Origin of the sequence: Aquimarina sp. Aq107 (assembly GCF_943733665.1) — a bacterium.
Taxonomy (GTDB): Bacteria; Bacteroidota; Bacteroidia; order Flavobacteriales; family Flavobacteriaceae; genus Aquimarina.
Genome location: NZ_OX030782.1, coordinates 4010431 through 4023688 on the forward strand (window position 1 = coordinate 4010431; position 13258 = coordinate 4023688).

The 13258-nt window shown below is 33.7% G+C and carries 19 protein-coding genes; 17 read left to right on the top strand and 2 right to left on the bottom strand.

Annotation, left to right across the window (positions count from 1 at the left end):
- The first annotated feature begins 59 nt into the window (after positions 1 to 59).
- The 10 genes from NMK29_RS17370 (at position 60) to NMK29_RS17415 (ending at position 7824) form a co-directional block, all read left to right on the top strand.
- Positions 60 to 533, top strand: a complete 474-nt coding sequence (locus tag NMK29_RS17370) for a hypothetical protein (protein ID WP_108802138.1) — start codon at positions 60 to 62, stop codon at positions 531 to 533.
- 227 nt (positions 534 to 760) lie between these two features.
- Positions 761 to 2065 (top strand): hypothetical protein, encoded by a 1305-nt coding sequence (locus NMK29_RS17375; protein WP_159092110.1) that lies wholly within the window; start codon positions 761 to 763, stop codon positions 2063 to 2065.
- A 281-nt stretch (positions 2066 to 2346) separates the two neighbouring features.
- Positions 2347 to 2517, top strand: a complete 171-nt coding sequence (locus NMK29_RS17380; protein ID WP_159092111.1) for a hypothetical protein — start codon at positions 2347 to 2349, stop codon at positions 2515 to 2517.
- Between the two features lie 4 nt (positions 2518 to 2521).
- Complete coding sequence (locus NMK29_RS17385) at positions 2522 to 2812, top strand: helix-turn-helix domain-containing protein (RefSeq protein ID WP_108802140.1); 291 nt, start codon at positions 2522 to 2524, stop codon at positions 2810 to 2812.
- A gap of 221 nt (positions 2813 to 3033) precedes the next feature.
- Complete coding sequence (locus NMK29_RS17390) at positions 3034 to 4245, top strand: hypothetical protein (protein ID WP_108802142.1); 1212 nt, start codon at positions 3034 to 3036, stop codon at positions 4243 to 4245.
- 3 nt (positions 4246 to 4248) lie between these two features.
- Positions 4249 to 4500, top strand: coding sequence for a hypothetical protein (locus tag NMK29_RS17395; RefSeq protein WP_108802143.1), 252 nt, complete (start codon positions 4249 to 4251; stop codon positions 4498 to 4500).
- A gap of 104 nt (positions 4501 to 4604) precedes the next feature.
- Entirely contained in the window at positions 4605 to 5960 is a 1356-nt protein-coding gene (locus tag NMK29_RS17400; RefSeq protein WP_108802144.1) for a B12-binding domain-containing radical SAM protein, read from the top strand.
- Positions 5947 to 6621, top strand: a complete 675-nt coding sequence (locus NMK29_RS17405) for a hypothetical protein (protein ID WP_108802145.1) — start codon at positions 5947 to 5949, stop codon at positions 6619 to 6621. Before NMK29_RS17400 ends, NMK29_RS17405 begins: the two co-directional genes overlap by 14 nt.
- A gap of 113 nt (positions 6622 to 6734) precedes the next feature.
- On the top strand, positions 6735 to 7022 hold the full coding sequence (locus tag NMK29_RS17410) for a DUF3144 domain-containing protein (RefSeq protein WP_108802146.1): 288 nt from the start codon (positions 6735 to 6737) through the stop codon (positions 7020 to 7022).
- A gap of 58 nt (positions 7023 to 7080) precedes the next feature.
- Positions 7081 to 7824 (top strand): hypothetical protein, encoded by a 744-nt coding sequence (locus tag NMK29_RS17415; protein WP_108802147.1) that lies wholly within the window; start codon positions 7081 to 7083, stop codon positions 7822 to 7824.
- 3 nt (positions 7825 to 7827) lie between these two features.
- Here the strand turns inward: NMK29_RS17415 and NMK29_RS17420 are convergent, their stop codons facing one another.
- Together NMK29_RS17420 and NMK29_RS17425 are read right to left on the bottom strand one after the other, a co-directional pair.
- Positions 7828 to 7998 carry a hypothetical protein gene (locus tag NMK29_RS17420; protein WP_234424213.1) on the bottom strand — a complete coding sequence of 57 codons (171 nt, stop codon included), beginning with the start codon at positions 7996 to 7998 and terminating at the stop codon, positions 7828 to 7830.
- A gap of 31 nt (positions 7999 to 8029) precedes the next feature.
- Positions 8030 to 8185 (bottom strand): hypothetical protein, encoded by a 156-nt coding sequence (locus NMK29_RS17425; RefSeq protein WP_159092112.1) that lies wholly within the window; start codon positions 8183 to 8185, stop codon positions 8030 to 8032.
- Positions 8186 to 8190: 5 nt separating this feature from the next.
- Between NMK29_RS17425 and NMK29_RS17430 the strand changes: the two genes are divergently transcribed.
- The 7 genes from NMK29_RS17430 (at position 8191) to NMK29_RS17460 (ending at position 13258) form a co-directional block, all read left to right on the top strand.
- Positions 8191 to 8652, top strand: a complete 462-nt coding sequence (locus NMK29_RS17430) for a hypothetical protein (RefSeq protein ID WP_108802149.1) — start codon at positions 8191 to 8193, stop codon at positions 8650 to 8652.
- Entirely contained in the window at positions 8652 to 9587 is a 936-nt protein-coding gene (locus tag NMK29_RS17435) for a hypothetical protein (protein WP_199915024.1), read from the top strand. Before NMK29_RS17430 ends, NMK29_RS17435 begins: the two co-directional genes overlap by 1 nt.
- Before the next feature lie 18 nt (positions 9588 to 9605).
- Positions 9606 to 10862 carry a hypothetical protein gene (locus tag NMK29_RS17440; protein WP_108802150.1) on the top strand — a complete coding sequence of 419 codons (1257 nt, stop codon included), beginning with the start codon at positions 9606 to 9608 and terminating at the stop codon, positions 10860 to 10862.
- 132 nt (positions 10863 to 10994) lie between these two features.
- Positions 10995 to 11483, top strand: a complete 489-nt coding sequence (locus NMK29_RS17445) for a hypothetical protein (protein WP_234424214.1) — start codon at positions 10995 to 10997, stop codon at positions 11481 to 11483.
- A gap of 111 nt (positions 11484 to 11594) precedes the next feature.
- Entirely contained in the window at positions 11595 to 12218 is a 624-nt protein-coding gene (locus NMK29_RS17450) for a hypothetical protein (RefSeq protein WP_234424215.1), read from the top strand.
- A gap of 51 nt (positions 12219 to 12269) precedes the next feature.
- Complete coding sequence (locus NMK29_RS17455) at positions 12270 to 12674, top strand: hypothetical protein (protein WP_108802153.1); 405 nt, start codon at positions 12270 to 12272, stop codon at positions 12672 to 12674.
- A 170-nt stretch (positions 12675 to 12844) separates the two neighbouring features.
- Positions 12845 to 13258 carry a hypothetical protein gene (locus tag NMK29_RS17460; RefSeq protein ID WP_108802154.1) on the top strand — a complete coding sequence of 138 codons (414 nt, stop codon included), beginning with the start codon at positions 12845 to 12847 and terminating at the stop codon, positions 13256 to 13258.

Genomic DNA, 13258 nt, shown 5'->3' on the forward strand with positions numbered 1-13258 from the left:
AAAGATTAGAGGTAACATTTGTTCTTTTTATTACATCATACTAATAGATACTACAAAACATGAAACAAGAACAGCATTTATTATATAAAGTCATGCGTCATTTCGAAGGCATGCAAAAGATAGAAGTCTTTGATCTTTTGCATAGGATGGAAGTATTATTATTTTATGCCAAAAGTCCTTTAAAAGCAGAGCATCTTAAGCAAATTATAACTTCTGATATAGATCAGGAAAGCGATGTGGATCCTTTTGGATTTACCATCTTACCTAATGGCAACTTTTGTGAATTCGAAGGGTCTAATGATTGGATTCATATCTATAAAGAAGTAAAACGAGGCTTTAGTAAATGTAATCCTTTTACAACATATTATTTCAAAACAAAATATGCCCCCTTAGAGCTTTTAAAATTAACAAAGAAAAATCTATTAGAAAACGTTCACAATACACCTCATGAAATAGAGATAGCTGTTTTTTTATCAGTTCACGCTATTTCGAAAAGAGATTCACAAGGAAATTTGCTGCTATTGGGATTATAGAAAGCAAATTAATACTGAAAAAACAACTTTAAAAAAGCACTATGAATACATAAATACAATTAAAAAGGGAAAATAACCAATATCAGCTCTGATATAAAATGATCACCCAAATAAATTAAGTTATTTTGGTTTCATAGGAGAATGAAAATATCTAGATAGCCTTAGTTATCGATATATTTTATAACGAAGTATGAGATCAAAAGAAATAATTTATAAGATTATTTTATGTGAGAGATGGTATCAAACACACATCGTCTATGGAACCTATGGATATCTTTTATCAGATCCTACATGAAGATCTGAATCCATTGACCAGCCAAACAACTCAAAATTTTAATTCACAACACTCTAAAAACCGAAAAGTACCTGATGAGATAACCAAAGAAAAAAATATAACCAGCAATACAGAAACATTTACTTTCTACGAAAACCTTTTAGCAGATACCCTTAAAAAGGTAAAACGGGATATTCACGAAAAAGTATTTAGATGTATTAATGACCCTAGCAGTATTAATTCCATCATACAGAATCATCAGATACTGATTTTGAACTACTGTAGCGTTATTGAACAAAACTATCTCCTAGAAGAAACAAACAAGAAATATCAAATTTCCGAAGATAAATCCGTTACAGATATTTTTAAATTGATATATCAAACACTAGATGCTATCTTAAACTACCTAGAAGTTTCTTTTAATAAGTATCTGGAACCATCCTTAGAAATACCATATCAAAGAAGGTTATGGTTTGTGCATCAGAAAAAAGAAAGATGTCGATTACTAATAGTGATGCTCAATGATACAGATATCCCACCACCATTAACTGAGATTATTTGTGACCCTCTTCATAAGATCATTCATAATAATCTTCATCGTTTTACTTATCAGCAAAAGGAATACTATACTTTGTATATTAAAGTACTATTCAAATTACTTTCTAAAGACACTATAGTTACTGAAGAAGTATATGCTGTACTAATAAGTCTGGAATTTAATACTTTCAAAATCTTCTTTTATCTGCGCGATCAATACGTTGCTAAAAAGGTAAAACGAACCTATGGTGCTCAGAAAAAGATAAATACACTGCATCTGTTTTTAAAAGAAATAAAAACAACGACAATCACCAGCGATACTAAATATAATCCTAACCTTCCATCCTTAAAAGAACAATTGCTCATTTGGATTCGGGAAGAAATTAATGGACTACAGAGAACGATAGAAAGTTCATCATCTTCAATCGTTAAAGAAAAAGTAGTAGCGTATAATCAAAACACAAAAAAGATTTTGAAACTATCGGTTTCCGAAATCTCATTGATAACCAGATTACTGTATGAACAAGGAATGTTGGAAGGATCTAAAAGAACATTTTTTGAATTTCTATCCAATACCTTTAAAACCCATAAAGCTAAAGTCATTTCCCCAGAAAGTTTAAGTAATAGATATTACTCCATTCCGGATAGCACCAGAGCTTCTGTCAAAAAGATACTCCGAGGTATGCTTTTAAAACTGGATACCATACAAAGTGAAGTATAATTTAAATGGATAAATCTACGTATAACGTTAATTCTACCTTATTTTCTTTAAAAAAGATAAAGATTAGGGGTTGTAAAAGGGTTTAGTTTTTTGGGTGATTTTATGGGATAAAGGTCATTTTTACTCCTGTTTTCACACAAAATTCATCTTTATTTTGTTTTTAAAAAACTAACAATCAATTTTTTAACCCAAAAAATTAGGGTTGTAAACCCTTTTACCACTGTTTTGGTATGATTCTATTGTTTCTCTTTACACCCAGATAAAAGAGAAATTAACTAATAATGGAATCAAACAGATCAAAACGGAAGGTATTACTTCAAAAAGAATTACCATTCGCAGAACAAATTCCAAGACAACATCTTGATTTATTTCAGAATAAAACAATAAATCGTTCTGTATTTATTTCACGACAAGAATTTCTCAAGCTATTAGAAATCAATGTAAACAACTAATGATATGGAAGTAATCGTATTAGAATCAGAAGCCTATCAACATCTACAGAAAGAGATGATGCAATTAGTAAGAACCACTATTCGCGAAGCTAAAGAAGAAGCCATGGCCAATATGGACCCTGCTAATGATTGGTTATCATCAGTGGAAGCCAAAGAACTCCTAGGAATCAAAAGTAAAACCAAACTACAGGAACTACGAGATTGTGATGAAATTCGATTCTCAAAAGCCGGAAAAGTAATTCGCTATTCCAAAAAGAGTATTCTAGAGTATTTAAATAGACATATCGTACTGTAAACTTTTGTAAACACCTTATATTATTATGCTCACCCTAGAAGAACAACTGTTATTTATAAAGGAACAACGCAAAGAATCTATTAGAACTATTCAATGTTTACAAGAGCAATTTGGAGATCGATACAGACACATATTTATGGAAAAAATGAATCACACTATCTTTTGTTGTGACTCAGTATTATCCTCTCTTAAAAAGTTACAAACGATTAAAAAGAGCACTTGTGGAAAATAAGAATATACCTGCCGTGTATTATGATTTTAGTAAGCTGTTTACAGCTACTAAGAACTTTATTGATGGTCATAATAAAAATCACCATCATCTCAAAGAACGTCTAAATGCCAATCACAGAGCTACTGCGGAATTAATTACCAGACTCTACGCCAAACAACTAAATAAAGCGATTACATTGGGAGAAGATATAGCTGAAGAATTACCAGGTTTTAAAACATTTAATCCGAGCCTGGCATCCTGCAAAGGATGTACCGTAAGAACCATCATCAATCATAAAGAACGATTAAAAGCTGCAGGATTTATTACCAAAGAAATCCATAAAGGAAAATCAGGGGTTGAGCTATGGATCAATCCTGCTATTTTTAAAGCGAAAAAATCACCAACAATAGTTGTTGAGATACCAACACATTTAAAGAATAATAAAACCGTCTCTGACGGTGAAGTGAAAAATTTACACCCATTAGTTCATGAACAACAAGAACTAAAAAATAATAATAGCACTGTGGATAAGTTAACAACCGAAAAAGAAGGAGTTCGCTTATCAGCTCACAAGGAATTTGATAACTCCGTTACAGGAACACAACAAGAACAACACAAGAACACCAGGGAAAGCCGAAATTCTGCTTCTAAAATGCAAAAAAAGATGGCAACATCTTCAAATGTGAAAGAGGCAGATTCGGCTTTTTTACTACAACTGGTACGTGATTTTTGGAACTACACCAGATTGCTACTCTATCCTGACACAATGCTGAGTAAACCGGAAGAAACTGAAATCCTAAATTATATCTGGGCATCCGTGTTTAAAAAATTTAAGATAACCGGAAGTAAGAAGGATTGGGAAGGCTATCAGGAAATCCTGTATAAACGGATCGACATGGTCTCCAGATGGCTGGATCGGAATCCCAATCGATGGGTTCCACCACCACACCTGTATTTCAATCCTGAAAACAAGAGGAATGGATTTAATAAAACCTATGAGTGGTTTCTAAAACAGGAACTGCTCAAGAAAGAAATCCGAAATCAAATCCTGATTCAAAAAACAGAATCGGAATGGAAAGATCATAACAAAGGTATGGGAAGGCACAAAAACAAAACACGTTTACAACTTTTTAGAATACAGCAACAACGGTTGTCGCAGTACAAAGACGAGCGTTTACTACAGCAATATGAAAAAAGTTTACACAACATGGTCAATCTGTAAACAATGGTACATCCCAATTCAGATCGGGCATTGAGCAAATGCATAGTGTATTTCCACGATGGAAACTCCAGAACTTTTTATTCTTTTGATAAAAAGCATAGAAAATCCAAACCTAATCAGGCTTTAGGAATCCGAAGATTAGAGAAAATGCTGTTGCAACATTTTAAAGGCACCTGGGAAACCGCTATTATTTATGAGAATAAAGAAAAAGGCAAAGAATTGGCTAAGTTTAAAGATGGAGTGAGGCTTTTATAAAAACTATAACGGTCCCTGTTTAAAAACCTTTGAATCTTAGGTAACAAAATTGATAATTATTACATTTATATAATAACCGTGCCTCATATTAAGTAAATTTATAAATGAAGAAACAATATAAAGTCATTTTAATTTCAATGAGTGGTGTAAGGGTTTACAATAAGCGATTGCTTGACCTTGGATTGACTTTACCTGGCTTTGTAGAGAGAAGTGAAGTTATTGCCAGTTTACCAAGTCTAGGATTATTAACACTTGCAGCCCACACACCCAAAAATTGGGAAGTAATCTATAAAGAATTAGACAATTTTTCTGAATCTGAAATTACTGAAATAGTTAATGAAAATCCGGATTTAATTGCATTTTCTTCATTAACTGCTAGAATTAATGAAACGTACAAATTAAGTCAAAGATTCAGAAATATTGGAATAACAGTAGCAATCGGTGGATTACACGTATCAGCTGTTCCAAATGAAGGGCAAAAATTTGCCGATATTATTATTCAAGGGGAAGGTGAAATAATTTGGAAAACAATTCTCAACAACTTTGAAAACAATACAACAAAGTCCTTTTATAGTTCACTTTCGAACTCAAAATATACATTTAATTTTAATGCCTGTGAAATACCAAAATATGAATTACTAGATATTTCAAAGTATAATAGACTGACAATTCAAACTACCAGAGGTTGTCCATTGAATTGTAGTTTTTGTGCAGCTTCTCGAACTATAAGTTCTTACAAAAAGAAATCAATATCACAAATCGAAAAGGAATTAAACAAAATACTTGAAGTTTGGGATAGACCTTTTATTGAATTAGCAGATGACAACACCTTTGTTGATAAAAAATGGTCGAGAGAACTGTTAAAACTATTCGCAAAATATAAAATCAAATGGTTTACAGAAACTGATATTTCTATTGCATACGATGATGAGTTATTAGAATTACTTTCTAAATCTAACTGTGCTCAAGTGTTAATTGGATTTGAGACTGCAAATAAAAATGGACTAAAAGGAATTGATAGAAATAATTGGAAGCATAAACAATTTGACAATTATCTAGAAGCTATTGACAAAATACAATCCTTCGGAATCTCTGTTAATGGTTGTTTTATTCTGGGATTTGATACCGACACAAAAGAAACTTTTAAGGAAACAGAGGAGTTTATAGTTAATAGTAACCTTTCAGAAGTTCAAATAACATTACTAACACCATTTCCAGGAACGGAACTATATAATCAACTTAAAAGAGAACAAAGATTATTAACTGACAACTATTGGGATAAATGCACATTATTTGACGTGAATTTTATTCCAAAAAACTTTTCTGTAATGGAACTTGAAACAGAATTTGAAAAATTAATGACAAATATTTATTCTAAAGAGCTTGTTGTAAATAGAAAAAATAATTTCAAAAAAACACTATTAAACAAAAGAAAAACAAACTTATATGAGTCTATTTAACACCTTATTCAAACTGTTGACCTTTAAGTTAACCAGAGAAGAAATGTTGAAATTTAACATGAAACATTTCTATTTAGGTTTAGTTGGTACTTGGCTGGTTGGAATGGGTAGATATTGGGATGATAGTGGTGCTAATCTGATGCAACATTTAGGATTAGGTTCTGTAATTTACATTTTTGTATTAGCTTTATTTATTTGGTTAATTTTAATTCCATTTAAAATAGAAAACTGGAACTATTTTATTGTTTTGACATTTATTGGACTTACCTCCTTCCCTGCGATTTTTTATGCAATCCCAGTAGAAAAATTTCTTTCAATAGAAACCTCAAACACTATAAATGTTTGGTTTTTAGCAATCGTTGCAGCATGGCGATTAGCTCTATTATATTACTTTCTAAAGCGCTTTACCAAATTAAGCATGGGTAATATTATTACCGTTACCTTAATGCCAATTTGTATTATAATATCTGTATTAACAATGTTGAATTTGCATAGAGTTGTTTTTAACATTATGGGAGGAATGAGAAACCCAACATCACATGATAGTTCTTATATGGTTTTAATACTTTTAACTGGAGTGTCATTAATTTTATCAATACCACTATTGATTGCGTATGGAGTTGGAATTTATAATAGAAGAAAAGGATTAAATACTAAGTAAAAATGCGAAAGCACAACAGTTTAAATATTCTATATGCGGCCTTTGGCAGTAATACGCAACATACAAAAAATGATATACTTCGTTAAAAATACTTAATCAAAATAACACCTCTAATGAACAAAGTAGATGACACATTTTATGATCGTGCTGATAAGCATATTAATCTATCAAACAATCAACTGAAAACCGAGACCCCTGGTAAAGTAAGTGCATCTATGATGTACAGTGTTGCAAGATTTAATGCTTGGGTAAGCGCAAGTGGATGGAATAACGGAGAAGAAATGAGATCGGGAAGAGAGGAAACTATTGACTATTTTGTGACAGAATTCAGAAAAATGTTAGAAGAAAATATCGATGACTACATTCAAAATTTTGACGATTATATGAAGCCAAAAAAATAAAGTAAAAACTCATCAGAATTTGTGGTTGAGTTATTAGAAAAATTTAGGGATATTTCTTATGAATGAATTTATTAAATACGAAGCTTGGGAAAATCATTGGTACTTTAAGCCAAACAATCAATTAAATCTATCCAGATTTTTGGAATTAGATTATACGTCATGGAAGGAGCGTGATAGAATTCAAATCCTCCTGGAGGCGGATGAAATAATGGAGAAACCTAATGATAATCAAATTCGTACTCTTCAATTCATAAAAGACATGCAAGATCAAATAATTGAGTCGATGTTTGAATATTATCAAAAAGTAATATTCCCTGTATTTAGTGAGGCGACGGATATTGAAGAGAATGAAATTATATATGATAAATCAGAACTGTCTAAGGTTTTTGGTATTCAAAAGATAGAAATTCCAATATTCAACATGGTTGATACAAAATATTTTCTTATCAAACTTGATTTTGCATATGATCCCGAACACGGTTTGTACATCTTATTTGACAATACAAATCCGATAGATTTTTTTGGAGAAGGAGATAAAAATTATGATGCAATTAGTTTTTATAGAGATGGTCTAATTTATAATACTGGGGAACCATTAAAAGTGAATCTATATAAACTTAATGGTGAAACAGTTTTTCAAGAAAACTATCATTATGATGAATTAATAAAACTTAAACTTTTAAAAGGAACTTATAGAACTTTCATCACATTTAACCAAACTCAAATATGTAGAAATTTTTACGTATCTAAAAATTTAGAGGAGTTTACGTTAAGAGAAATATTAACTCATAAGTATTACTAAGTTTTACTCCTCCACCCCAAACTCTTTAAAAATCATTCGTACTTCATAAGGATACAGTAATTGTCTCCTCCCAGTATCCAACCCTTTAATTTTCTTCAATCGTAATCGTAGGGTTTCCCGACTGATTCCAAAACGAATTGCCAACTCCGCTTTACTCCAAAATCTATAGATCATTTTTTGCATATTTAAGTTCAAAAAAGTGTTTTTAAACATAAAGAACCAACCAATTCCTGATAAATAACCAAAACCACTTCTGCCCTACTAAACTACCATAATTACCAGTAGTTTCCATAACCAAAACAAGCTTATACAAACCTGTTTGCGACCCATCATCACAAGCTATTTCTTTGATATAAAACAAAGAGTATGTTTAAGTGGATAGCCGGTGGATTGGCTGCTTTATTTTCTATTCGATATTTATCTCGTTTACAAAAAGCGAGTACCAATATCACTTCCAGAATTCGAGTACGGATCCATAAGGTAAACCTAATGGGAATTGAACTCAAAGCAATGGTGCAATTACAAAATCCCAATCCGGTATCCTTACGATTACAACATCCTTTTGTCAAGATTTTACATAAGAATAAATTATTAGGAAGCTCTACCGTAGAAAATACAGTGATAGAGATTCCTGAAAATAGTCAGAAGGATTTTGACCTACATATTCAATCTGCAGGATGGCTAACATTAATTCAAATATTAGGGACAAAAATAGCCAGTGACATACGCGTAGGAAACCCTATACAACTCAACATACAAACACAGATCATAACTCGCGTTAATGGATTACCCTACGAACAAACTGATAATATTATTCTACAACTCTAATGAAAGCAACTAGTAAAAGGCATATAAATACTACTACGCGCTTTGATCATTTGATTCCCAAAAGTGTTCAAAAGGATACTATTGTGGTAGGCACTGGTAAAGCAAAATTGGAGGACACCCTTCAACTAATGCAACTCGTCATACGAGAAACTTTACCAGACAGCCAGAAGCTGGCAGACAAATTAAAAGGTTCTAGTCTTATCGATACCTGTAAGAATATTTGGGAGTTTGTATACCAGCATATCCAGTATAAAATGGATAAAACTGGTATTGAACAAGTACGTAGACCTTCCAGAACTTGGGCAGATCGTTTTACAGGAGTGGATTGTGATTGTTATACTGTGTTTATAGGAAGTATTCTTACCAATCTTGGTATTTCATTTAAAATGAGAATTACAAAATACGGAGGCAAACATCACTTCCAGCATGTGTATCCAATCGTACCAACTGCTAATGGACATATTACTATGGATTGTGTAACGGACCTGTTCAATTACGAAGTCCCCTATTCCGAAAAGAGGGATATTATCCCTACTAGTAAAAATATTATGATTGATGGTTTGGGAACTTTGAGTGGAGTAGATATGACTGATATTAGTCTGGATGCATTGGAGGAATCATCGATTCCATTAAGAAAAATAATAGTTTCTAAAAGAGAACAATCACGCTGCCTTATTCCAATTGAAAACACCAAACTGCCTCTGGTAGAGAAATCAGGACGTGTACTGTCTCCTTTTCGATTGGATGATGGAAAACAGATCAAAACAATCTCTCCGAATAAGGATTTTAACCTAGTAACTTTTTTAATCCTTTCAGGAATATCAGTTGCTGCTGGAATAGGCGTATTAAAACTACTTTCCCGAAGCAAGGGAAGAAAGCATAGTAAGCGTCCTACTACAAACAAAACGAAATCAAATATTAAAAAAGGTCTATAACCTTACATAGAAAATGATATGGAATTACACCGATTAGACGGCTTCGATGCCACAGGACTTGATGCATTGGATATCACAGATTCTCAGAGCATGAGTGAGATACTAAATGGAGTCTCTGATTCCCCGGAAATTGCTTATGAGATATTGGATGAGCAGGGCAATGTAGTTATGTATGCCGATCTGGATGAGAATATTTATGTGATCGATGGACTCGGAGGTTTCTTTAAAAAGATAGGCAAAGGCCTAAAGAAGTTTGGTAAGAAAGTGGTAAAACCCGTAGTAAAAACCTTTAACCGTTTTTTAAATCCAGCTACGATCTTGCTTAGAAACGGATTTTTGTTAGCAATGAAGATCAATATGTTCAAGGTAGCAGAGAAATTACGTTTTGGATATCTCAGTGAGGCTGAAGCCAGAAAACGTGGTGGTGATATGCGCAAGTTTGCCAAGATGCGAAAAGCAGTTTCCAAAGCGGAGAAGATTTATGATATGGCTGGCGGTAAAGTCAAGAATCTTAAGAAAGCTATTCTGAAAGGAAAAGGGAATAAAGACAAGCAAGTACCCCTTAGCGGATACGCTTTAGGGAATCCCTTTGATGATGAGGAACCTGATATGTTCAATGATCCCTTTGAAAAATTTGTGGTGGAGTCTGATCCAGATGTGGTAGAAGCTTTTATCAATAATGAAATACAAATAGAAGGATTGGGAGCTGTAGCAACTAGTGCATCTATTGCTGCAGCAACCAGTGCTGTGGCAGGTGTAGCAGCACTAGTAGGTAAGATTGGAAATATATTCACCAAAGGAAAACAGGTAAAAGAACAAGCAGAAAGTTTATTTAAAAAGCCAAAACAATTACCTCCTATTAAATTTGGAGATCCCAGACAGCAACAGTTCCCTGTACAGAACTTTGCACCTTCTTTTCCAGGACGTCCGGTAAACCCTCAAGCCATAACTCAAAATCAAGCAATACCACAAAACAATAATATCAATACTTCCGTAAAAGAAAGTTTTTTAAAAAAACATAAAACTCCCATTCTGATTGGAGCCGGAGTATTAGTGGTTGGAACAGGAATCGCCATTGCTATGCGATCTGGTAAAAAGAAAACCATCAGAACTATTTCTGGAACTCCAAAAAGACGATCACAGAGAGGTAAACAAAAAACGACATCAAGAGATGCATTAGGAAGATTTACTAAAGGCACCGGAACTCGGAGAGGTAGAAAAAAGAATACAACCAGAAAAGCTCCAGAGAAACTTGTACCAAAAGTATTATTGTAAAAACAGAAATCAAGAATTATTATGAACACAAAAGCAAATACAAAAGATAGTCTTCTGGACGTTGGAAAACATCTCAGCACAGGCGTATTAGGAATGATCGCAGGATCAGCTGTAGGAAGGTACTCCCTCGCATTGGGTGCACTGACTATTTTCGGGGGAGCCTACTATGGTAAAGACTGGATCACTTCTGCTGGGGTGGGAATGGCATTTTCAAACGGATTTGGAACAAAACCACAAACTACAAATGGAGTCGATGGAATTAAAGACAATCTCGATGATGCCAAAGACAGAACCGTTACTTCACTCAAAGCAATTGGTAAAAAGCTATTTCTCGATAAACTCTCCCCTTCCCTAGCACAGAAACTGGCACTCGGAAATATTGAAGATCGCCCCTTAGTTTTTATGGGATCTGAGGTTGCTGATACTGGTGATTTTGACACTAGTGAAGTAGACGAAATCATCCGAAAAATCGAAAACGGAGAACAATTACCTACAATTGATATTCAGCAGGATTTTGCCAATGGATTTGATGGAGATATGATCAGCGAGGATATAAACGGAATAGATATGATGCAGCTAAACGGAGCCGAAGATATTACAGAACTCAATGCAGTGGCATAGCGATGCGCCTGTGAGTAAGTGAGCATTTGAATAATCAAATACTTATCTATTCCAACAAAACAAACTCACCTCTCAATACTAAAAAACTCAAATACTAATATGATGAATACAATGAAAAAAAGTTCAAGATCACAATTCTTAGAAATTGTGAATGCTCATATCTCACTAAGAGATCAGGCAAAGAAATATGATCCTGCAATGGTCAATGTTGCTACAGGTATTAAAGAAGGAAGATTACAATTAGCCGATACGGCATACTATGCAATCAAGTTTGCAGGAAACAAAGCCAATATTGATATGTTCGAAACCCAGGATGCTAAAGAGATTGGTATTACCAATGTGACACAAGCAAAGCTTCAGAAAGATCGCCTTTTCCTTTGCAACAGGATCATCTTGTTGGCTGCAGAAATAGAAGGAGATCTTCCAGGAAGTGATTCTGAACTTAAAAGAGTCATTAAACAAACCAATTTTGATAGTATCAAAAAAGTCGGTGGGTTACAGAATGGTGTATTCTCATTGATTGCCAATAAGAAGATCATTATCGATGAGCGTCCTATGCAGGAATTTGCCACAGATGGAAACACCATGCTCAATCTAGGCACCTACTTTTTAGAAAGTCCACGCTTTATTCGGGATGATGAGGAATTTGAATTCAATATCGAATTAGGTGATGATGCTCCGGAAAAAGCATTGATCAAAGTAGTACTTGCAGGAACAGCAACCGTCCCAGCCTAGGTCGGTCGATAATCGACATTTAAAATAGATTGAATGTGTAATACTTGTTAGATGAACTTAGCAGAAAAAGAAAACACAAAGGAAACAAGAGTTGTATTTTCCTTTAAAGTGGAAAAGCAGAATGGGCTGATTACCGTTGATAATTTTGAACTTCCAAAACACACAAAATGTGTCAAAGGAATTCAATTGATATCCGATTATCCAGATCGCTTGTACTACAGAGGGAAACAACGTATTGAAATTGGTGGGGAAGAACTCTTTCCCGATGGATTTGAGAGTAAAATTTTGATGTCCTCCTTAAGTGTAGCTCCAAGAGAACGCTTTTTTGAATTAGGAGATGTATTGCCCGGAGATCTTTCTGTAAAAATTCGATTTGAAGATAAAGATCATAGTACCGCAGCTTTTGAAAGAGGATACACAGTAACCCTTGTCATCCTAATCCAAGAGCGGTCATAGATCGCATTTAGCTAGCCAATAATTGGCATTAAAAATAGTATGAAGAATATTTTAAGAAACTGATCGTTTTGAAGTGCATAGTAAAAGAAAAAAATAAAGGTGGCAATGCCACTATAGTGCGGAGGAAGTTTGTCCCAATAAAATTTACAATCCAAAGGGAAAACCAATTTTTGAACGCAGGGGCAAAACTTCCATTCGCTACTTCAAAGGTACAGGCACTTCTAGTTACTTCTAAACTAGAAAATAAATGTAGCGATTTACCAATTATTCCCAGGTATTATTTCGGAATTACAGATTCTAAAATGGAAAACAATAGTTTTCTTCAATTAAGCGATGGTATCGAATACAATGGCATCTATCCACCTGATATTTTTGTGGCACCGCAAACTGAAGGATGGTGGTATTTTGCACATCCTGCTACCGATAGACTTCCATTCTATCAGGGAGATGGTTTTTTAGAACCATTGGAAGATTACAAAGAACTAAATCTTCAATTTGAAGGGCAATGCAATCCAGATCTTTTCTTTTTATGGAGCGGAATTCATACAGGAACTACTTTTATAACCTTCGAAGAATACACCTAG